11 protein-coding genes are annotated in these 24,641 nt (G+C 32.5%); 1 reads left to right on the top strand and 10 read right to left on the bottom strand.

Translation table 11 applies throughout. The features are described from left to right. Positions 1 to 32: 32 nt before the first annotated feature. The 7 genes from HM981_RS17550 to HM981_RS00360 all read right to left on the bottom strand — a co-directional run bounded on the left by HM981_RS17550 (position 33) and on the right by HM981_RS00360 (position 20,150). Positions 33 to 4,868 carry a T9SS type B sorting domain-containing protein gene (locus HM981_RS17550; RefSeq protein WP_179336603.1) on the bottom strand — a complete coding sequence of 1,612 codons (4,836 nt, stop codon included), beginning with the start codon at positions 4,866 to 4,868 and terminating at the stop codon, positions 33 to 35. Positions 4,869 to 5,046: 178 nt separating this feature from the next. After that, on the bottom strand, positions 5,047 to 9,888 hold the full coding sequence (locus tag HM981_RS00385) for a T9SS type B sorting domain-containing protein (protein ID WP_179336602.1): 4,842 nt from the start codon (positions 9,886 to 9,888) through the stop codon (positions 5,047 to 5,049). 609 nt (positions 9,889 to 10,497) lie between these two features. Continuing rightward, positions 10,498 to 12,279 (bottom strand): T9SS type B sorting domain-containing protein, encoded by a 1,782-nt coding sequence (locus HM981_RS00380; RefSeq protein WP_218846212.1) that lies wholly within the window; start codon positions 12,277 to 12,279, stop codon positions 10,498 to 10,500. A gap of 38 nt (positions 12,280 to 12,317) precedes the next feature. Next, positions 12,318 to 14,783 carry a T9SS type B sorting domain-containing protein gene (locus HM981_RS00375; RefSeq protein WP_179336601.1) on the bottom strand — a complete coding sequence of 822 codons (2,466 nt, stop codon included), beginning with the start codon at positions 14,781 to 14,783 and terminating at the stop codon, positions 12,318 to 12,320. Then, positions 14,780 to 18,217, bottom strand: a complete 3,438-nt coding sequence (locus HM981_RS00370; protein WP_179336600.1) for a T9SS type B sorting domain-containing protein — start codon at positions 18,215 to 18,217, stop codon at positions 14,780 to 14,782. The genes HM981_RS00375 and HM981_RS00370 overlap by 4 nt, the downstream gene beginning before the upstream one ends. Before the next feature lie 138 nt (positions 18,218 to 18,355). Further along, entirely contained in the window at positions 18,356 to 19,183 is an 828-nt protein-coding gene (locus HM981_RS00365) for an ABC transporter permease (protein WP_179336599.1), read from the bottom strand. Positions 19,184 to 19,250: 67 nt separating this feature from the next. Then, on the bottom strand, positions 19,251 to 20,150 hold the full coding sequence (locus HM981_RS00360) for an ABC transporter ATP-binding protein (RefSeq protein ID WP_179336598.1): 900 nt from the start codon (positions 20,148 to 20,150) through the stop codon (positions 19,251 to 19,253). A gap of 205 nt (positions 20,151 to 20,355) precedes the next feature. On the opposite strand from HM981_RS00360, the gene HM981_RS00355 reads away from it, so the two are divergent. Continuing rightward, positions 20,356 to 21,420 (top strand): hypothetical protein, encoded by a 1,065-nt coding sequence (locus HM981_RS00355; protein ID WP_179336597.1) that lies wholly within the window; start codon positions 20,356 to 20,358, stop codon positions 21,418 to 21,420. Positions 21,421 to 21,512: 92 nt separating this feature from the next. On the opposite strand, the gene HM981_RS00350 is transcribed toward HM981_RS00355, so the two are convergent. From HM981_RS00350 to HM981_RS00340, 3 genes are read right to left on the bottom strand one after another with little or no spacing between them, the layout of a single operon-like run. Then, positions 21,513 to 22,031, bottom strand: a complete 519-nt coding sequence (locus tag HM981_RS00350) for an IS1096 element passenger TnpR family protein (protein WP_179336596.1) — start codon at positions 22,029 to 22,031, stop codon at positions 21,513 to 21,515. Positions 22,032 to 22,055: 24 nt separating this feature from the next. Continuing rightward, complete coding sequence (locus HM981_RS00345; protein WP_179336595.1) at positions 22,056 to 23,072, bottom strand: COX15/CtaA family protein; 1,017 nt, start codon at positions 23,070 to 23,072, stop codon at positions 22,056 to 22,058. Between the two features lie 21 nt (positions 23,073 to 23,093). Then, a complete protein-coding gene (locus HM981_RS00340) occupies positions 23,094 to 24,512 on the bottom strand; it encodes a CCA tRNA nucleotidyltransferase (RefSeq protein WP_179336594.1) in 1,419 nt (472 codons plus the stop codon). Positions 24,513 to 24,641: the final 129 nt, after the last annotated feature.

The raw sequence follows: 24,641 nt of genomic DNA, 5'->3' as shown, positions 1-24,641 counted from the left end.
ACAGGCTAATTTTTGATTTATATTCTAATAGATTAACGTCTCAGCGCAAAATGACCTTGCACTTTAAAAGCCTTGTTGTCCTGCTTAATTTCTGCTGAAAACCAATAATCGCTAGCTGGTAAGTTATAGCCATTTAAAGTGCCATCCCATCCTGGTGTATTAGCGCTTAATTGTGTTATTAGTTTTCCTTGACGGTTAAATATATAGATAATACTTCCTGGTAAAGTTTCAATACCTACAATATGCCATGTATCATGTTTTCTATCGCTGTTTGGTGTGAAGAATTTAGGAGCGTCAATAACAAGGACTTCTTTCGTGGTGTCTGCACAACCATTTAAATCAATAATTCTAATAGTGTTATATCCAAGGCGTACGTTTTCGAAAATATTAGATTGTTGAGGTACTCCATCATTTAAAATATAGAGGTAATTTCCACTACCGCTAACAGTAATTGTTATATTATTTGGGTCTGAAAAGTCTACCGTTTCTGTTAGCTCTATATAAGCAGATTCAGATTCTGTAACATTAAAAGTACTCATGCTTACACAGCCAAATTCTGAAGTTACTGTAACCGAATACTCCCCAATTTCTGTAATTTCAATGGATGAAGCAGTTTCATTTGTAGACCATAAATACGTATCTGTTGTAAAGTAAGTTTCTGCAGAAACGACTAAGGGCAAGTTATCTGTACAAACAACCTGATCAGGAATAGCAACGAAAGGTTTCCTGTTTACAATAAGTGAAAAATTTACTAGCTGATAACATCCAGTAGTGTTGTTCTCTATTCGTGCTGTTATAATTTCGTTATTAAAGCCATTATAAGAATCGCTATTTATGGTATTTGCGCCTTCTTCAGCATCACTAATAGTATTAAAATAGGTAACACTATAATCTGTTGGATTTTGAAAACCTAAAACAAAACTATTCTGTTCATTTAAGTTAAAATCAAAATAGCTGTCATAATTATCATCACAAGCGGTTAGGTTTGGTGGTTGATTTGCTATTGGCAATGGGTTTACAAGAAGTTGAAAAGGATAAACAAAAGAACAATGTGTGGTACTAAACTCTACACGAGCATAAATCATATCATTAGTGCTGGTGTAATTATAATTAGTATCTAATGAATTTTGATTGGCTATAGCATCAGCTTCCGAAGAAAAATAACTAAAAAGTACATTGTAATTGGTGTCTACTATGACTTCGTTTATCGTTGTTAAGTCAAAGCTTGACGTTGGGTTGTCACAAATTTCAAAAGATTCAAAATCATTAATTTGTGGAGGTAAATTAGTTATTAAATCTAATGGAACGCTTATAAAGCAATGGCTTACCGTATTATTTATTTTGATATATATGGTTTGCGGATTGCTAATGTTGTCATAGTTTTCAGGATCTGGAATGGCATTTAAGTCAGCTTCCAAATCTTCAATGGTTTCAAAATAAGAAATTTCAATATTTACTTGTCTCGCACCAAGAAATTCAGTTTCAGCATCTGTTAAATCCCATGTTAGAACTCCGTCATAGTTATCATCACAACGTTCTAATGGAGTAGGTAAAGTAACAGTAGGGGCGGAAATAATATTGATATTAAATGAAGAAATACCTTTACAATAATTACCATTATCTACTCTAGCAAATAGCACTTGTGGGTTTGTAGTGTTGGTATAAATTAAAGGGACTTGGTTATTGTTGTTTTCAGCATCTAAAGCAGATGTAAAAAATGTAACGTCTAAATTTTCTGGACTTCCAGTGATTATTTCAGTTATTTTTTCATTCAAATCAACAGTTACAATACCATCATTGCTAATATCATCACAGACAAAAATAGCTGTTGCAGCATTGAATATAGGAATTGAGCCTACTTCTAACTCAAAGGAAGAGGTTCCAAAACAATCGGAGTCTGTAATACTTTCTACTCTTGTGTAGATCGTTTGTGGATTTGAGGTATTGTTGTAAATTGAATATTTGTCTATTACATTTGTTCCTGCAATAGCATCGGCTTCTGTTTCGTAATAAAGTACTTGTTTGTCTAGTTGTCCATTAAGTATTTCGTTGTCCTTTAAATTAAGATAGAAGTCAGCAACACCAATAATAGCTTCCTCACAATTTTCAAAATTACTTATTGGAACAAATTCAGGTTGTGTATTTATGATTACATCAAATCCAGAAAGACTGTAACAGCCTGTTAATTCATTTTCTACACGAGCATAAATATATACGCTTTCTGTAAAATAATTATCTGTTGTATTAATTTCATTTTCGCCGTTATTAGCAGCATCCAAATTGTTGTAAAACGTAATATCTAAACCTGCTGTAGAAGTAACAATTTCTGGAATTTTAGCATCTAAATTTATGTTAGAAATACCATCTTGATCATCGTCACAAATAATTATAGATTCGGGATACATAATTATTGGGGCACTTAGAATATTGATTTCTACAGTGGAAATGTCAAAACATCCTGATAGTGCGTCGGTAACTCTTACATGAAACAATTGAGGGTTGGTCGTATTGTTTACATAATTGGGTAAAATATTTAGGTTATCTATAGCATCGTCTTCAGTGAGATAGTAGGTTACATTTACGGGTTGTGTACTTTGACTAACTGCGCTATCAAAAGTTTCCATTAATATTGAGGTAAACCCATTATCATCTTCATCACAATAATCAACAGTTGTTGGTACTAAAATTATAGCTGGTGCAATTTCTAGTGTTAGATCTATAAATTCTATACATGAGTCATCTGCTGCAATGACGTATATTATGGTACCATTATTAATGACATTGAAAGGGGGATTTTTGTCTACTATATTTATTCCATTCTCTCTGTCTTCTTCTGTGGTGTAAAATGAAATTTCATACCCTTCATAACCATTAATAAGATTTGTTTCTACTTCATTTAAATCAAAATCTGCAATACCATCATTAGAAGTGTCATCACAAACGATAAAGGGATCTGTTAAAAATCCTAATTTTATAATGTTAGCATACAATTCTATATTTGTAACCGTATAACATCCTGTTGTAGGATCCTGAATACGTATATAAACCATCTGAAAGTTGGGTATAGTATTTTGATAGTTTTCAGGATTTGAGATGGCATTTAAGTTATTAAGCGCATCAAATTCAGTAATATGATAGCTCACATTTAAACCTGTAACTCCTTGTAATACGTTATCTATAATGCTTGTTAAATCGAAAACTTCAAAACCATCTTCATCTTGTTCACAAGCATTAATCCATTGAATTTCTGTGTTAATTGTTGGTTTTTCTTGAAATAGAATATCAATCGTTGTCGTTGAAAAACAACCTGTAACATTATCATAAACTCTTACGTAAAGTGTTTGTGAGGTATTAAAATTCTCGTAAGGTGAAGCAATAGGATTTGAATCTAACTCTGCTTCTGTTTGCGAAAAATAATAGGAGATCTCTAAATTACTATTGCCGTTTATAATCTGGTCGTTAGCAATGCTTAGGTCTACAAAGGTATATCCATTTAAACTAGGATCTTCACAAACCGTAATTGGATCTGGATCTACATATACTGGTTTTTCATTAACCACTAAGTTAAATGTAGAATAGGCTAAACAACCGTTTATAGTATCTTCAATTTTAACATAGATAGCTTGAGGCGAACTGGTATTTTGAATAGGTGTTGTAATAGGATTAATACCATTTTCTGCATCTTCGCTAGTGTAATGATAACTGATACTATAACTTGAAGGTGGTACAGCAGCTAGAACATCATTATTTTTAGTGCTAAGGTCAAAAGTCCCAATATTATTGTCAACATCGTCATAACAATATACCATATCAGAGATGTCATCTGCAGATTGCTCTGTGTCAAGTGTAACGACAATAGTATCTTCAATCACACATGAAGTCGTGTTTAGCGGTATTGTAATTTGAACATTATAGGTCCCAGAAGATAAGGCTTCTAACGTTGGATTGTCTTCTCCAGCGATAAGTGTATTATTTTGGTACCATGCATATACAGCTTGAGGATTCTGAATATCTCCGTTTAACGTTACAGAATTCCCACAAGTGCTAATATCAGGACCCAAATCAACAATACCGTTGGCATTGAAACTATTACCTTCTATAAATACAGCCGAATCAAAATTATTGTCAGTTTGATCTGCTATTATTAATTTAATTTCATATTCAACACTTGGTAAAATTGTTGCCGTGGCTGTTAGTACAGTTGTTCGTCCATCATAATTGGTGTCACCCAGACTGTAGCCATCAAAAAAGGTGTCGTTTTCTGCGGTACAGAACCCTTCAATTTCATCGTGTATAGTATTAGTATTTACAGGAGTAGAGGTGCCTGGAACTAGCGCAATATTTGTATATGGACCAGTTGATCCTGCTTCTCTAATTAAAAAAGCAAATCCGTCGGAGTAGAAGCAAGGAAATTCTTGTTGGTACTCTTCTGAAGCTAACAAGTAATTAAATTGAATTTGATTGGCAATAGATGTAAAGTTGAATTGTATAGAGGTTGCATTTTGTGTATTTGTAATGCCTAAAGCATTTTCTAAATCGGAATCAGTTAGCCAAGAGTCATGACCTTCATTTAGGGGATTTGTATTCATCATATTTCCAGCAGAATTTACGCTACCTGTGGTTAAGAGAATACCATTGGCAAAAGGAAAATTTGAATTATTCCGTTCAAAATAGCCAAAACTATTAAAACCATGACTAACTCCATTAACGCTAGAGGATATATCCGAAATTTCTACACAACTCTGGCCTAAACTTTCTTGTATAAGTTGTTCTAAAGGTAAAGAATCGTCTGTTGTGATTTGTTGCGAATAACTAGAGTAAATAGTTATAAGCGTTATTAAGAAAGGGAGTAAGTAATTTAATCTCACAGTTTTGATTTGAAAATGGCCTTGGTTTAACTAAATCTAAAATTTATATAATTTGGTTTTTAGATGGGAATAAGTAACAAAAAATCCCCAACATTGGGGATTTTTAAGGGTAAATTACATTTTTAGTTGGATGAATGACAAATAGCTAAATCTAGTCATTCATTGGATGGCTTATTGTTTAACGTTTTAAAGTGAAATGCCCTTTAACTTGAAACGCAATTGAGCCACGTTGCACGTCTGCAGTAAACCAATAATCACTAGTTGGCATTTCATGGCCATTGTAATAGCCATTCCAACCCGGAGAATTAGAGTTTAATATAGCCATCACTTTTCCGTAACGATCAAATACATTTATAATAGTTCCTGGTAATGTTTCAATACCAACAATATGCCAAGTATCAAAATCTCCATCATTATTTGGTGTAAAGAATTTTGGTATATCAACCACTAATACTTCTTTGGTAATGTTAGCACAACCATTTAAATCTATAATGGTTAAAGTATGGTAACCCATTGCTACATTTTGGAAAAAATTAGATTCTTGTGGATCAAAATCATCTAGTTGATAAAGGTATTCACCGATTCCGCTTACGGTTACTGTAATATTATTTGGATCTGAGAAATCTAATATTTCTGTAGTTTCTATAGTTGCAGATTGCGATTCTGTTACTCCGAAGTATCGTGTGTTAGGACAGCCAAACTGAGATGTAACTTTTACCCAATAGTTCCCAACAGTGGTAATGTCTATTTCAGGAGTCGTTTCTCCAGTAGACCATAAGTAGGAGTCTGTTGCATTATTAGTATTAGCAGATACCAATAGTGGCATATTATCTAAACAAATTACTTGGTCCTCAATATCTATAAAAGGAATAGGGTTAATGATTGCAGAGAATGATGTAATACTGTAACAACCTGTAGTATTGTTTTCTACACGAGCATAAATCACTTCATCATTGTAAGCCATATAATCTGTGTCTAAAGCAGAATTATTTTCATTAGCCTTTAACTCTGAATCAAAATAGGTAACTGAGAATAAATTTGAATTCTGACCACCTAAAATACTTGAGTTTTGTTGGGTTAAATCAAATTCTAAAATACCATCAAAATCATCATCACAAGCCATTAAATTAGCAGGTTGATTAGCTATTGGTAGTGGTTCTACAATTAAATTAAACTCATAATACATAGAACAATGTGTAGTACTGTATTCTGATCTTACATATAGTGTATCAGAATTAGTTTGATACGTATAGTTAGTGTCTAAAGCATTAGTGTTTGCTATAGCATCTGCTTCGTTAGAAAAATAGCTAAACAACACGTTATAAGAATTAGCAGTTGCAATAGTATTCACTTCTGTTAAATCTACAGTGTTAGTGTCATTAGCACAAACAGTATAGTCTTCAAAATCAGTAATAATAGGAGGTTGGTTTACTATTAACTCTATAGGAAGTGCAGCATAACAATTAGATACTGTATTGGTAACCTTCATGTAAACAGTTTGAGGGTTTGATGTATTGGTATAATTTGTAGGGTTTGCAATCGGATTAGAGTTAGACTCAGAATCTTCATAACTAGCATAATATTCTATAATAATGTTTTCCTGTCTTACATCTGTAATATTAGATTGTGCAACCGTTAAATCGAATTGAAGAGAACCGTCAGTATCGTCATCACATTCTATCATAGGTTCTGCAAGTGTTACATCTGGAACTTTTATAACATTAACTACAAATGAAGTAATAGATTTACAAATGGTACCATTATCTATTTGTACATAGATTTGTTGCGGATTCACTGTATTAGCGTATTCTAGAGGTATACTGTTAGTACTGTTTCTAGCATCGTCTTCAGTAGTGTAAAAAGTAACACTTTGAATATCTGAAATACCATCCGTTATTTCGTCAACTTTACTTGAAAAGTCAAATAATACAGATCCATCGTTAGAGATATCATCACATACAAACCAATTAGTTGGTTCGTTGTATACAGGGTTTGTACCTACTTCAACAGCAAAAGATGAGGTAGAGTAGCAAGACTCGTCTGTAATATTATCAATTCTAACATAGATTTGTTGTGGATTAGTAATGTTTTCATAAACACTAGTTTTATCAATAGCATTAGTTTTATTATCTGCATCAGATTGATTAAGATAGTAAGTGACTTCTTTACCGGTTTGACCGCTTAAAGCTTCAGCATCCTTGTTTTCGAAAATAAATTCACCTTTACCATCTGATTGATCTTCACAAAAAATGTATTCTTCTACATAATTAGATAAATCGCCTATAAATGGTAGTGTATTTACTATAATGTCTAATTCTTCAATAGAGTAACAGCCTGTTGTACTATTGGCAACACGCATATAAACGATTTCAGTTTGTGCAGCATAGTTTGAAATATCAACAATAGGATTATTATCTGATCTCGCATCTGCTAAACTGTTATGAAATGTAACTGTTCGGTTTGGCGTTGATAAAATAGAGTTAGGAATGCTATTGTTTAAATCAATAGGTGAGAACCCATCCATATCTGCATCACAAATAATAATATCTTCTGGTTTTTCACTTTCTGGAGCTGGTAGAACTGTAACTTCAAAAGAATTATAGTCATAACAGCCTGTTTGAGTAAATGTAATTCTCGGGAATAATGTAAATGGATTAGAAACGTTTGTATATAAATTAGGTAATGCGTTAGTGTTATCTATAGCATCTTGCTCTGTAAGGAAATAAGTAACACTAAATCCTTCTTCACCATTAGTAACATCTCCACTTAAAGAAGATAAGTTAGTTTCTGTAAAACCATCTTGGTCTGTATCACAAACTATTAAACTGATAACAGATTCAAATTGAATAATTGGAAATAATACCAAATCAAAATCCGAAACTTCCGTACAAGTTAGGTTCTCTAAAGTGATATATATTGTTTGAGGATTACTTAGAGAGCTATATGGTACAGAGGTATCAATAGCATTTGTTCCATTATCTCTATCTTCTTCAGTTTCGTAAAATAGAATTTCAACGTCAGGTAATGTGTTCATCATACCTGTTGCAATATTATCGAAATCAAAATCTTCTGTGCCATCATCATCAATATCACAGGCATTTACGTCTCTAATGTTTGTAGCTGTAAGTAATAAATTGGTATGAAGCTCTATTGGTGTCATTGAAGCACAACCCGAAGTCGTGTTTTCTGCTCTAATGTATATAGTTTGCTCTTCTGCAGTAGTATTTAAATAATTTGTATCATCAGCTATTGGATTAGAACCAGAAAGTGCATCTTCTGGAGTAAGGTGAAATGTAGTAGACACATCAGTTAATCCTTCTAATACTTCTGGAATTATAGTTGTTAAATCAAAATTAGCAAAACCATCATGGTCATCATCACAAGCATCTATGTAATGTGGTTCTACGTTAATTACAGGACTGCTAATAACACTAATATCTAAAGTCGTAGTGCTTATACATCCTGTTTCTGTGTTTTTTACACTTGCAAATACTTGTTGTGTAGCTGTTGTATTGGTAAAAGGCATTGGATATGCGTTAATTCCAGAAGCAGCATCTGCAGCAGAACTGTGGTAAGATACCACTAGATTAGCTTGCGAAAGTGTAATTTCACTATCCTTAAGATCGTTTAGATTCATAGATGTACTTCCATCTGCTGTATCATCATCACAAACTATTAATTGTGTTGGGTTTGAAATGATAGGAGATGAATTTACAATTAAATTAAATGTAGAATAAGCTAAACAACCATTAACAGTGTCTTCGATTCTTACATGTATTTCTTGTGGATTAGCTGTATTTTGAATAGGGGCTGTAATTGCATTCGTATTATCTATAGCATCTGTATAATTATAGTGATAAGATATGGTGTAAACTGACGCTGGTACAGAACCTAAAACTTCAGAATCTTTAGTCGATAAATCAAACATTTCAAAACCATCACCACTTGCATCATCACATAACTGATAATCTGTAATAGGATCTGAAGTTTGCGTAGAACTTAATGTTAAATTAATGTCATCTTCAATAACACAAGAGCTTCCAGCTAGAGGAAGTTGAATTTCAACACGGTAGTTACCAGATGTGGTTGCTGTTAAAGTTGAAAGATTTTCTGACGGAATTAGAACATCATCAAGAAACCACTCGTAAGTTGCATTAGGGTTTCCAATATTTCCATCTAAGCTAACATTACTAGAACATGTAGAGTAATCTTCACCTAAATCTACAGAAGCATCAAAACTATTTCCTTCTATAAATACTGCAGAATCATAATTTTGATCGGTTTGATCTGCAATAACTAATTTAATTTGATATTGTACATTAGGTATAATTGCAGCTGTTGCAGAAAGCACGGTAGTCCTACCATTATAATTAGTGTCTCCAATATTATAAGCATCAAAATACTCTTCGTTTGAAGCGTCACAGAACCCAACAATTTCATCGTGAACCGTATTAGTGTTAACAGGTATTGTAGTGCCTGGAATTAGTGCAATGTTTGTATAAGGGTCATTGGTTCCTGATTCTCTGATTAAAAAAGCAAAACCATCTGAATATTCACAGGGGAAATTACCAAAGTATTCTTCCGAAGCCAGAATGTAATTAAATTGTATTTGATTAGAAATTGAAATAAAATCAAATTCTATTGATGTTGCATTTACAGTTCCTGAAATGCCTAAAGCAGTTTCTAGGTCAGTATCAGTTAACCAAGTGGCATCACCATCATTTAAAATATCATTATTTTGTCCGTTACCAGCAGAGGTAGCATTACCTGTGGTAAGTACAATACCGTTTTCAAAAGGAAAATTTGAAGAGGCGCGTTCAAAATACCCAAAACTACCTATACTAATAGAGGATCCGTTTGAGGGAGATGAAATGTTTGAGACTTCAACACAACCTTGTATTAAGGTGTTTTGAATTAAGTCTTGAGGTGAAACTGTGTTATCTATAGATACTTGCTGGGCAAATGATAAACTACAGATTAAGCCAAAAATTAGGCACAAGGGACGTGTTAAGTAGGTCATTAGATTTGTTAGGTTTAGTTCAATGTTTGCTGAATCGATTTGAATGTAAAACAGCGTGTACTTTTCAATGTGGGCGAAAAGTATATTAAATAAAGACGAAATACAAAATAATACGACGAAATACACTAAATGTTAACATTTGAACCCGTTTATTTCACTTTTTTTTGATAAAAGGCACTAAAAAGTGATTTTTGAAGTACTAAATTCAAATTATAGGCCAACATTTTTATAGATGCCTTAAATTGAATAACATGCCTTATTTAAATATAAAAACCTAATGATAAAATAATCGATCTTAGATTTAACTATAAGTTTTTTTTTGAGGGAGTCTTTAAATTAAAAAGAGAAGTTTGCAGCGAAATCTTGTTGCTAGTGATAAAACTAATAGAAGTAAAGATATTTACGAAGAAATAAGATGAATGGACTAAAATTTTAACAATTTAATGTTACATCTTATTAATTTATCCGATGAAATGAGTAGATCCAGTAAATGATTTTGTTATTTATTAAGGAATATTCATTTTAGTTCTTTTCAAAAATAAATTTAAGAAATCCTAAGTAAGATAAAATAATGGTATGTTGAATAAAATAATAGATTCAATAGTAATCTTAATAATTTACATATACCCAACCCATAAATGGTTGGTAGTTTTGGTCATTTAAGTTCAGAATATAATAATAGGTACCAACAGGGACTATATTCCCTCTATTGTTTAGTCCTCTATTAATCTTACCATACCATGGTTTGTTATTATTGCCAATAAAGATGAGTTCTCCATAACGATTGTAAATTTGCAATTCATGATCTGTGAAAATATCATATAAACCTTGAATATTAAACCAATCGTTTTTAGTATCGTTATTAGGTGAAAATCCTTGTGGAATATAAGGCGGGCAATTTTCTATAGTGAGATTAAATTGAAAGATCTCATAACATGATGACGTTAGCAGTCGCACATAAATAGTTTCAGTATTAGAAACATTATTATAATCCGTTGGCATTAGTATAGCATTAAAGCCCATTTCTAAATCGTCTAAAGAACGATAAAATGAAATATTGTCAATATTATAAGTATTGGTATCAATGGCATCTAATAAATTATAGGTAGCAATTTTAAATCCTTCATTGCAACCTATAAGGTTGGGAAGTATGGTTATCTCAGGAACAAGCAATAATTCAATATCTCTAAATGCACTATTGTTACTTTCATTCGTTTCTGTAACCACTCCAATCGAAGTGCCATCATCGTCTACAACCGCTGTAATGGTTGTAATAGAGCCGCTGTCTTCTGGTAAATTAAGAAGTATAAAACTACTTTCGTTTCCATTTATAGGAATTATATTTACTGTTTCGCTTGTACCAATTAATATACCATTACTATAAAAAGCAATAGGAGTGTTGGCAGGTAAGTTGGCTGTACTATTGTTATTATGGACCGTATAAAAAACTTGAATAGTTTGATCTCCACAATTCACGGTATCGCCTTCTAATGTAATGGTGGCATCTGGCAATTGACTATTAAGAACTGTAATTACATTATTTATCATCACAAAATCTTGGCCAGAAGTGAGTGCAATAGTTGCAGAAGTATCTCCTATATTAATATGGTTTTGAATACTATAAACATCAATGTCCATATTGTAAAGATTAGATTCTCCAGTAAAAGAATTAGTGCCATTAAACGCATTATTTGCTGGGTTTAGGGGATAATTACTAATAACAGTTCCATTAATTGTTAACTGCTCATTAACAGCAATGGCACTATCTCCTTCCCAAGCAATAAATCCAATTTTAGCATTTTCGTTGTCAAGTACATCTAAATTTTCAAGTGTGATGCTTAAAAAATCAGGAACACTTTGCAGACCATCATATACGTTAAGCTGATTTAAAGGAAGATTCTCGTCCTCATAAATTACAGTAATTGCCCAACCACCAAAATTTGTGCCTGTAGGACAATAAGGATCAATAACACTACTTAAGTCAAAATTAGAAATGGTATATTCAGAATTGCCTTGATTTGTAATAATCGTTGTTATATCTGCAAACGCTGCAAAAAATACACGTTCGGTATCTAAGGAATCATTAAATGTGCGTTCTGCAACAATAGCGATATCATTAATAGAAATATTAAAATCGCCATATCCACTACCTGCCCAATACAGATAAGCTGCAATCACATTTTGATTACTGTCTAAAGTTAAATTTGCTGATGATGAGTTTAGAATAGTACACGGTCCTGAGGTACCATTTTCTTCCGTATTCATTGTATTACCAATCGCTGTATAATCATATCTGCCATTAAACTGCTGAAATAATGAAACGTCTTGAGCTAATAACGGATGAGTTATTATAAAGAATAGAAAACAGTATATGTAAATGTTTTTTTTCAATTTATGGACTTGATAAGCTTAAAAGTACATATTTTAAATTAGCGTTTCAACGTAAAATGATTTGTAAATAATCTTCCATCTTGAAGTTTAACACTAAACCAATAATCACTAGAAGGTAGTTTTTCACCATTTAAGGTGCCATCCCAACCAACACTTAAAGGATCGAGTTCTATTAATAATTTTCCATAACGATCAAATATTAATACCACAGAATTAGATTGAAATAAGGAAGAAATACCTTTTACTTGCCAAAAATCATTGGTGTCATCTCCATTTGGTGTGAAAAACTTTGGAAAACCAATTACAGACACCAAAGCATCTGTGGTCCCACAATCATATTTATTTCTAATATAAACTGTATAGAGTCCAGGTTGTACGTTTGTAAACGTAGCCGAGTCTTGGTAAGGCCCATTACTATTATCTAGAGCAAATTCATAATCATCTGTGTCTTCGATAAAAATAGTTATTGAATTATTTTGAGTTGCATCAATAACTTCAATAGTATAATCTGTAGCAATATTTGAAGAGTTTACTGTGATCGTTCTATTCTTAAAACAGCCATTAGTATTAGATACTTTTACAGTATAAACTCCAGGTGCGTTAATTTCTATAGTTGCAGTGTCTTCTCCTGTAGACCATTCATAATAATAGTTGTTTGGAAGGTCGTCAATTACGCCTCCATAAAGCGTCATTGTTTCTGGAAAGAAGTTGAGACAGTATTGTGTTTCAAACGTGGTTTCAATATTTGGTAATTCGAAAACAGAAAGTTCTATGGAACTAATGCCATAGCAAGCATTTGTATTTTCAACACGAGCATAAATTGTTTGATTGTAAGGAATAGTATTAGTAAATGTTGTGTCTAGTGGATTGATCTCAATTAAGGCATCATTATAGGTTTCATAAAAGACAACATCTAATCCAGCAGGTGAGCCTGCTAATATATTAGTGTTAGCATCAGATAGATTAAAGGTCATAAAACCATCTTCTGTACCATCAATGTCACACAATTCTAAAGTCGTATTGTTAGTTGAAGTGGTGCTGACTTCCAAAGTAATTTCGCTAAAATTTATACAACTTGTACTACTATTAGTTACTCTAGCATAAACAATTTGTGGATTGAAAAAATTATCGAAAGCATTGCCATCAATGGGATTATTTTGAGTCTCTGCATCTGATTCCGATAGATAGTATTCTATAGTCGAATTGGGATCTCCATTAGTTATCTCATCAGATATTTCAGTGATGTTAAATGTTGTAAAACCTTCAGGAATGCCATCTTCATCACATTGAATTAGCGAAACATTATTAGCTATGGGTTTTGGTAACACATTGATATTGAAAGATGTGAAACCAATACAACCGGAATCTAAATCTTCAATTCTAACAAATATTTCCGTTAGACCAGGTGTTGTATTTTGATATAAAATAGGCAATGGAGCAGCAGCTGTTTCAGCACTAGCAGAAGTTAAGTGGTAACTGATACTATAATTAGCACCAATAATACCTTCAATAACTTCTTGTGTTTTAAGATTAAAATCGAAAGTTGAAATGCCATTTTGATCATCTCCATCTAAATCATCATCACAAACTTCATAATCTGAAGTTTCATTATAGTTGGTTAGTGTAGAAACATTAATGTCAAAATCATTAATAATATAACAGCCTGTTGTACTGTTTTCAACTCTAATATAGATTGTTTGGTTATTTGAAGAATTATTAAAAACAGTTCCTAAAGAGTTTAGGTTTATGTTAGCATCACTTTCTGATTCGTGATAAGTAACTATAACATCAGACTCGCCGTTAATTATATCTTGAGTTAATGTTGTCAAATCAAATGCTGTAATATTATCATTAAAAGGTGCTGTGGCATCGCAAACGTCCATGTTTGGTAAACTTGTTGAAGCTGCATTGGTAGCTAAAGGATTAGATGGAGCTTCGGGAAAGGCTGCTGTGCCTGTCCATTCTAAAGAAAAAGGACTATTACCAACAGGTCTGTCTATAACGATGTAATAACTTTCTCCTGCTAAGACATCAATAGCACTTACAAAACTGTCTCCATCTGTACCTGGACCTTCAGTAGGGTTTGGATCTGTAGAATTTAATCCTGTTAAATTATTTCCTTGGTTTGCTGCTGCAGGATTTGTGGTAGAACAGCGGATCGCTTGTCCAATATTACCACAGCTTACATTAGGTCCAAAAATAAAAAAATCGTAATCCTCACTAATAGCAGTACTTCCTGGTGTTAAGGTAAAAGCTAATGTCCCAGCTGTTGCGATATTAACTTCTAGCCAAATACTGTTGTTTTCGCTACTACCGCACGTGTTAGAGTTATTTAATTCTTGCGTGCCAATACCACTAACATCTAAACTGAAATCTGAATTACCACAAACGGTTACGGCAAATTGACAATCGTTAGGTTGTTGGGCATAACTAAGAGCTGTAAAGCAATAGATGAAGGTTAATGATATTATATATTTTATAAAAAGATTAGGGGATTTGATCATCGTTTTAATGTAAAGTGATTTGTAAATATACGGCCATCTTCTAAAGTAACTTTAAACCAATAGTCGCTAGTTGGCATATTTTTACCATTGTAGGTACCATCCCAACCAGGACTCAATGGATCAAGCTCTATTAAAAGTTTTCCGTATTTATCAAAGATGAAAATAGAGGCATTGGCCTGGAAATCGTTAGTAATACCATAAACTTGCCAATAATCATGCTTAGTATCATTGTTTGGAGTGAAAAATTTAGGAAAACCTATAACTGATACCAAACGCTCTGCAATGCCACAATTGTTTTTATCTCTAACGTAAACGGTGTATAATCCTGGTGCTAAAGAATTAAAAGTATTGCTGTCTTGGTATGTGCCATTAATAGTATCTAAGACATATTCATATGAACCTTCACCATCTACAATTACGGAAATAGAATTATTTTGAGAGGCATCAGTGATTTCAATATGTCTTATCGAAGCGATATTGGATGGTAAAACAGTAATAGTTCTGATTTTGGAACAACCGTTGGTGTTAGATACTGTAACAGTATATATTCCTGGAGCATTTACTTCAATTTCTGATGTAGTCTCACCTGTAGACCATTCGTAATAATAATTATTAGCCACATCATCTATGATTCCGCCATTTAATGTGAGAGGTTCTGGAGAGAAATTTAAACAATAGAAAGTCTCAAATTCAGTTTCAATATTGGGCAAATTAAAAACAGTTAATTCAATTTGACTAATACCATAACAAGCATTCGTGTTTTCTGCACGAGCATATATTGTTTGAGAATAAGAACTTGTATTAGTAAATGTGGTGCTTAAAGTGTTTGTTTCTAGTAAGGCATCTTCATAGGTTTCATAATATGAAATGTCTAATCCAGAAGGTGAATTTGCTAACATAGTAGAACTAGCTTCTGTTAAATTAAAAGTCATAAAACCATCCTCTAAGCCATCTGTATCGCATACGCTTAAACTGACGTCGTTTGTAGATGTAGTGCTAACTTCTAAAGAAACTTCACTAAAATTAATACAACCAGAATCTGTATTCGTAACTCTTGCAACGATAATTTGAGGATTGAAATAATTTTCAAAAGCATCACCATTTATTGAGTTTACTTGATTTTCTGCATCAGTTTGGTTAGTGTAAAATTCTATACTGCGATTAGAAGTTACATCTATAATATCTTCAATTCTATCTGTAATATTAAATGTTGTAAATCCTTCAGGAATACCATCTTCATCACATTGAACAATTGATATATTATTAGCTACAGGAATAGGATTAATAATGACATTAAAACTGCCTGTAGTGAAGCAATTGGAAGAGAATGTGCTTTCTATTCTAACAAAAATAGTTTCGTTAATTGCTGTTGTGTTTGTATAGGTTAGAGGTAAGGCGTTCTCATTTAAATCGGCATCATCTTGAGAGTTATGAAAAGTAATTTGAGTTTCAGATTCCGGTTGCTCTCCTCTAATTGTTGGAATTAAATCTCCTAATTCTAGTGTTGCAATGCCATCCATAACATCACCAACATTATCACAAAATTCAATGGTATTTATTGCTTCTATTTGTGGCAAATAAATGACTTCAATATCAAATGAATTTAAGGCATAGCAATTAGGGTTTTCGATATTATCTACACGAACAAAAATAGTTTGAGGACTGCTTGTATTGGTGTACGGAAACGTAATTTCGTTTACTGCAGCATCTGCATCTTCAAGCGTTTCATAATAATTTACATTATTTTGTAATGGATCCTGAGTTAATAAGGCTTCTGAGTCTTTAATGGTAAAATCAAAGGTTGAAAATCCATCGTTATCTAAATCATCACAGTTAAAAACATCAGCAAGTGGATTCGCGACAGGGATTTCAAAAACACCAACTACAGCAGAACCTTCTATTGGGCACTCACCATTATTTGGTTCAATATATACTTCGTAAAAACCGGGAGTATCTATAAACAATTGTGATGACGTTTCGGATACTGGTAAACCATTAAATGACCAAACGTAATCTGCACCAATAATATCAGTTGCTTCTAAAGTATAGGTGTCGTTTGTACAGAGTTTTAATTCGGTAGTGCTTATACCATTTTGAATAATGTCTATTTCAGAATTAAATAAAGATTGGATAAAAGGAGGTAAGCCAATCTGACTCACATTTTGGTTAGAACCGTTAATATCTAAAAGAACACCTTGTTCATTATAATTAATAGCTTCAGCATTGGCTTCAGGATTAGTAATAACTCCCAAGTATTTTCCTATATTTTGATTTCCAGTAAAGCTTAACTGCGCTCTGTAAATACGTCTGTCTATTCCTAGTTGTAAAGCTCCTGCAGATATATCATTTGACGTATGAATAATTTGTTGCGAACCAGGAATATCTGTGCTTTCTAAGTCCCATTGTAAAACTTGGCTTGCTCCATTTCCAGCGACTCCAATACCAACTGTTGCATATACTTTACGACTTTCTGCAGAAAATTCTACACCATAAGGACTGTCATTGTTTTGTGCGCTATAAAGTTCTAAAGGGTTAGAAACAATACCAGTTTCATTGTTAAAGTCAAATAAATTAATACTTCCTCCAGCATTTTCACCTGTTAAAGTGGCTTCCCCAAAATTTGCAGCAATAAGTTGCGATGCATCTGGAGATGTTTTAATGTAACCTAATGAATTTCGTCTGTAGCCTTCTACAGGAATGTATGGACCAACAGTTGATATTACAGGAGTTGTACTTACGCCATTAAGATCAATCTTAAAAGCGTAAAATTTATTTCCAAAATGAGTAATAACCCAGAAAGAAGAACAATCCTCAGCACGAACTGCCGTAATTTTCTCTGAACATTTATACTGAATTTCTAAAGGAATGTTAGGATCGTAAGTTACTAAATGTTGGTTTTTTTCATTAATGTCAACATCCCCTAATCCACCGTTAAGTGTCATGTCTATTAAAGAATAGTTGAAACCATTATTAAAACCATCGTCTGAAGCAGGTATAGTTCCTCCTTCTACATAAGTTCCTGTAAATTGGTTAGGATAAGCGTTGGCATTATCTTGATGAGGTTCATCTACAGTAAAAAGGTAGTACTTATCAGGATCATTTGGTTTGGGTACTATAAGTCCAGAAGATGTACTTGATGGATCTCCTAAAAGTCCTGTTCCAGCAAAATAATCTCCATTAGACATTATTTGATGGTTGCGATTCCAAACGGTTCTACCATCAGAGTAAAATTGCAAAAGTCCATCAGAATCAGAAATAGATGTACAACCTTCTAAAGTATTTATTTGACCATCAGTTATCGCATTTACAGTACCAGATTGCGCATTAAATTGCAAGCCAGCATTCCTTCCAAAATACCAAAATGAAGCTTCATTTTGTGCAAAAATTTGGGTGCTAATAAGTAGAGATAATAAAAATAAATAGTTCCTTTTCATACGTGCTGAATGTGTGTAAACACATAACGGATACTAATATAACAACTAGAATTTAAAAAACTCCTAATTTAAATATTGAAACATTATTTATACCATTTTCAATGTTTAAAAACGTATGTAGCTATGATGTCAAAGTTTTTATAAATCTCTCTTTTTTAATAATCTATAAGATAAGAAAATGAATATAGCAGTCCAACCTAAAACAATGGCAATTTCATACCAATGCACTCCATAGTCGTACATAATATCTGCTTTTTCAGGAAATTTTGTCATTACAATCCGTTGGATAGGTTGGTTAATAAGATTGTACATAGACTCTAATGGCATAAAACTTTTAACTTTAAACGCCGCATCTACAGTTCCAAAAATATATACAGAAACCCAAAATACAATCCATTCAAAAATATATAGAATGACTAAGAATGCTAAGGCGAAGGCAGAACGCTTCAATAGCATTCCAAAAAACAGACATAAACTAAAGAAACCAACAAGCTTTACAAAATACGCGAGTAAGAATTCTACTTCCCGGAAAATAATTGTAGCTTCAGTATAGCTTGAGTAATACATGCCAATTACAAATGTAGCCACGCCAATAAGTAGGGTGGCACACAAAGAGAAAAATACAATAGTATAGAATTTTGACAGCACAAATTCCTTCTTGCTTAATCCATCTATTAAATTTTGCTTCAGCGTTTTATTACTGTATTCATTACCAATCATGCTAACGACAACTATAGCAAAAAAGAATTTAAAATACGATGCAAAAAAGGTGGTTATATGCCAAATGATTGGAAAATTAAAAATACCAAGTTCGCCTAATTCAAGTGTAAAAAACCCGAAAAAATTGATTTTAATAGACGATAGAATTAAAACTGTAAATGGTAAAATAAAGGATATGAAAATTAAAACAAGACTAACTTTATTAAGCCAAAGTTTTTGAAATTCTATTTGTACAAGACGTAACATATGATGTGTTGGTTTAGTTGTGATATCACTTTAGCAATGCTTTATGTGACAAACGTTTTAACTTATTTTAGTTTAAATTATCTGTAAGTTGTAAGAATTGCTCTTCTAAACTCTCTTTTCGTTTTACAAGATGAGATAGAAAAATCCCTTTTTCAAACATTAATTTATTAAAATCTGAAGCAGACATTGGTCCGTTTAAAAAAGCCGTAATTAAATCGCCTTCAACTTTTACGTTGCCAATATTAGTATGTGCTTTTAAAGCTTCTAATAATGCCAGATCATTTTCAGTTTTCAACTCAAAAAAGCCGTAACTGTTAATCATTTCGTCTACGCGACCTGAGTATAATTTTTCTCCTTTACGCAATACTACAACATGTGAACATACTTTTTCAACTTCGTCTAAAAGGTGCGAAGCCAAAAGAATAGTGGTGCCTTTAGCTGCAATATCTTTTATAATTTGACGTATTTGGTGAATTCCTTGTGGATCTAAACCATTTGTTGGTTCATCTAAAATTAGAATTTCAGGATCGTTTAGTAGAGCAGAAGCAATAGCCAAACGTTGTTTCATACCCAAAGAGTACGTTCTAAACTTATGATCTTTTCTATCCAACAAACCAACAACGGCAAGTTTTTCGTCAATCTTACTTTCAGAAACACCTTTTATTCTGCAAACTAATTTTAAGTTTTGCTCGGCTGACATGTATGGATAAAAATTTGGTCGCTCTATAATGGCACCCACACGTTTTAAAGCATCGTGTGTTGAGACGTTGCCATCAAACCAATGGAAATCGCCTTTTGTTTTATTTACAACATTTAAAACAATACCTAATGTTGTAGATTTACCACTTCCGTTTGGTCCTAAAATACCGTAAACGTTGCCTTTTTGAATAGAGAAACTTAGATTTTTTACGGCTGTTAAGTATCCAAATTTCTTTGTGAGATTATTAATGGTAAGGATTGGCTCCAAAATAAATGATTTTTAATATGCTAAATAAAGCTTAGCATAAGTTGGTTATATATGTTAGACGAGTAATGCTTTTGTTTGTTACAATGATAATAAATTAATAGCGTTAATTCTTGAATCAATTGAATGTTATGGAACTATAAATTTAATAACTTGAAAAGTTCAAAACATTTTTCAGTATTCATTTTAAAACCCTTAAATTTAGCAGATGAGTGAAGATTTAAAAATATTAAAAAGGAAACCAACCTATACCATATCTACTAAATTAGACGCGTATTTGTCTAAATATAGAAGAAATATAGATCTTCCTATTTTTTATTCAGACTTATTACGTTTTCAAGGTTCTATTGTCGTTTATGATAAAAATGATGTAGATACCCTTTGGGTACGTGTGTATTATAATGACTTTGAACGCGAGGAAATAGACGCAAGTTTAAAACAAGTTTACTCGAGTTTAATTTCTGATGGTGGTACCAGTATCCTAAAGTACCTTACTGTAGATGCTATTGATTTTTGTACGTTTGGTAATTCTAAGCCTTTTAGAATTAAAGTTAGAAATATTCTTAATGATAATTATACGCACTTCTATGTTAAAACAGCAGATGCATCACGAGTGTATGGCTTAGAGTTGGAGCAAATGTTATCTCCATATCAAATTAATTTTTTAGTATGTAAGGATACACTAATTGAAGAACATATTGCAGGAATTCCGGGAGATGAATTTATAAAAGATATGTTACCTGATTGTAGTGCTTCCGAAAAATCGCAAATAGCAAAGGAGTTTGTTAAGTTTAATGAACGTTGTTTAATTAGGTTGTTAGGAGACATGCGATCTTACAATTATGTGATTGTGCCAACACATGATTTTGATCACGTAGTTTTTAAAATTAGAGCTATTGATTTTGATCAGCAATCTTATGAAGGCAATTTAAAAATATATAGACCTCAATTTTTTAAGGAAAACTTTAAAATGGTTGAATTAGTACGAGAAAAAATTCAGCATGAATCCATAGATCAGTATAAAATTGAGGAACGCTCCATAGTTGCGCGAAGAATGATTAGTTATCACACAAGATTAAACGCCTTACTGGATTGTATGGTTGTAGATGAAATTTCTATACCAGAACATATTGAAATGCTAAAAGAACAAATCTATGATTATACTATGGATTTAAACTTTAGAAACAGCAAGAATATGGGAGAGGTGCTTACAAATGCACTCGATTTTGTAAAGCGAAATTATGAAGATGTTAGTTTAAAACGGTTATTATAGATCAATTAAAAACTTAGATTTATTATAAGCGTCGATTATTAACTTTTAGAATTTAAAAAAGAACTTAATTTGGGTTTTAACTTTATTAAATATTAATTCCAGTTCTCATCAAAATTCAAATTATCATAATCATTAGGATCTAAATCGTCTTCAAATTCATCGTAATCATCCTCATCTTCTTCAGCTTCAAAGTTTTTTTCTGGAGCTTCATCAGGAATTTGACCATGAACATACATTAAGTTAGGGTAGTCTGTACCTTCAGCTTCTTCAACAATTTCACCTAATTCTACGTAGAACGTCCACATGTTCATAAAATCGTATAAATAGATTAGTCGCGTAGATGCTTCATGAACCATATCTTTAATGATGGTAGTACTCATCATTTTTACTTCATTACCAGCTTCACTCATGTCCATCATAGCGATTTCCTCACCTTGATTCCACTGCTCATCACTCATGTAAAAAGACGCCATTTCCATACCATTAAACCCAAAAGATTGGGTAATAGTGTTGTGTAAATCTTCCATTGTGTCACTTTCGCGAATTTCAATATCACGGAACACATCATCTTCGGTATCGTTATCAAGTATAACTCTAAATCTGTAAATCATGTTGCAAAGTTAATTTATTTTTAATTATTTACTGAAACGATGTAATGTAAATGTCATCAATGTTAGTAAAATAAATGCACCAACTTGGTGTAGAACGCCTAACCAAACCGGAACGGCAAAAACTAAAGTTAAAACACCCAATAAAAACTGAAATCCAACCATGATTAAAAGTCCGTTAATACCTTTAGATTGAAATGGAGTTAATTGTATTCTACTTCCTTTATACCAAATTGCTAGAATGAAAATGACAACAACATAAGCGAAAGTTCTGTGTACAAATTGAACACCACTTTTACCTTCTGTAAAGTTTAAGTATGTTGGGTTTTGTTCTATATAAACCGTTTCGTGAATCCATTTTCCTTCGTTCATTAATGGCCAATGATTATGAATCCATCCTGCATCTAAACCAGCCACAAAAGCACCATATATTATTTGAATGATAAGAACAACTAAACTGATTCTTATAAAATTCCGTAATTTTTTATCTATGACTTTTTTGTTAGGAAACATTAAATCTAGTGCCACCCAAAACGTATAAGCAAAGGTTATAAATGCCGTAGTTAAATGTGCTGCTAATCTATAATGACTTACGTTTGGCTCATCTATTAATCCAGATTTTACCATGTACCAACCTAAGAACCCTTGAAAACCTCCCAGAAACAATAGAATAGCGGCTTTCTTAATTGTAGATTTTGAAAGTCGTTTTTTAATTAAGAAGTATATAAATGGAATAACAAATACCATACCTATAAAACGACCAATAACTCTGTGAATCCATTCCCAGAAATAAATGTCCTTAAATTCTTCTAAATTAAAATGATTATGAAGTTTTTGATATTCAGGATATTGCTTATAAAGTTCAAAAGCCTCGTTCCATTCTACCTCATTCATTGGTGGAATGGTACCAGAAATCAATTTATAATTAGAAATTGATAAACCAGAATGTGTCAGTCTGGTTATACCTCCAACCACAACCATAATAAAAATAAGAATACAGCCAGTGAGTAGCCAATAGATGACAGCTTTACTATCTTTTTTCATAGCATTTGTATTTTTTAAGATTTAGTTTGTTGAAACTTCTAACCCTAATTTCTTTCCTTTCTCCAACATCAATTGAAAAGCAGCCTTATGTTCATTTGGAATTTCTCCTTCTAAAATAGCTTCTTTTATTGCCTCCTTTATCAGTCCGATTTCTCGCGACGGTTTTAAGTTAAACGTTTCCATAATTTCTTCACCAGAAACTGGAGGTTGAAAATTACGAACCTGATCGCGTTCTTCTACTTCTACAATTTTATCTCTAACCTTTTGAAAGTTGTTATGATATTTTTTGAATTTTTTTGGATTCTTAGTTGTGATGTCTGCTTCACAGAGCGTCATTAAATCTTCAACATAATCACCAGCATCAAACACCAAACGTCTTACAGCTGCATCAGTAACATCTGTAGCTAATACAATTGGTCTTGAACTCATAAATACCATTTTCTGAACAAATTTCATTTTGTCATTTAAAGGCATTTTCAATCTTTTAAAAAGCTTGTAAACCATTTTTGAGCCTACAAATTCGTGCGCATGAAATGTCCAGCCAATTTTTTTGTGGAATTTCTTGGTTGGTGCTTTTCCTATATCATGTAACAAAGCAGCCCAACGTAACCATAGGTTATCTGTTGTTCTTGCAATATTATCTACAACTTCTAAGGTGTGATAAAAATTATCTTTATGTCTCTGACCTTCAATTTCGTCAATGCCTTTTAAGGCTGTTAATTCAGGTAGAATGTATTTTAATAATCCTGTTTTTTCCAAATGAATAAAACCAATGGAAGGTACTTTACTTTCTAAAATTTTGTTGACTTCAACAACAATGCGTTCTTTGGTAATAATGTTAATACGCTCGTTATTATCTGCAATGGCTTGAAGTGATGTCGCTTCAATTTCAAAATTAAGTTGCGTTGCAAACCTGATTGCTCGCATCATTCGCAAAGGATCGTCACTATACGTGATATTTGGGTCTAGAGGTGTGCGAATAATGCCTTTGTCTAAATCGCTTAGTCCATTAAAAGGATCTAAAAGTTCACCAAAATTATTTTTATTTAAACTTAAAGCTAAAGCATTTATAGTAAAATCACGTCGGTTTTGGTCGTCTTCTAAAGTGCCGTTTTCAACAATAGGATTTCTGCTATCTTCGTTATAACTTTCTTTTCTAGCACCAACAAATTCAACTTCAACACCTTCAAAAATAAGCATTGCAGTGCCGTAAGTTTTAAAAACTTGAACCTTTGGTTGGTTAGGTAAGTTTTTTGCAACTTGCTTTGCTAATTCAATGCCACTGCCAACAGCAACAACATCAATATCTTTTGCGTTTCCACGTTCTAATAAATAATCGCGTACAAAGCCGCCAATGACGTAGCTTTCTACTTGCAGTTCTTCAGCAGATTGAGTGATGTATTTAAAAATACCGTGTTGTAAAGCTTGTTTGTGATTCATAAGTTAATTGAAACAACAGGTACTCTCTAAATAAATTGAAAAGCAACTGTTTTTTAGCTGTGCAAAGATACAACACAAGGCTAATCTATTAAAATGAATATGGCGCTTTTTGTTATGGGATAATTATTT

This window comes from Winogradskyella ludwigii (assembly GCF_013403985.1).
Taxonomy (GTDB): domain Bacteria; phylum Bacteroidota; class Bacteroidia; order Flavobacteriales; family Flavobacteriaceae; genus Winogradskyella; species Winogradskyella ludwigii.
The sequence above is the reverse complement of the archived record's forward strand: the minus strand, read 5'-3'. Positions and strand labels throughout refer to the sequence as shown.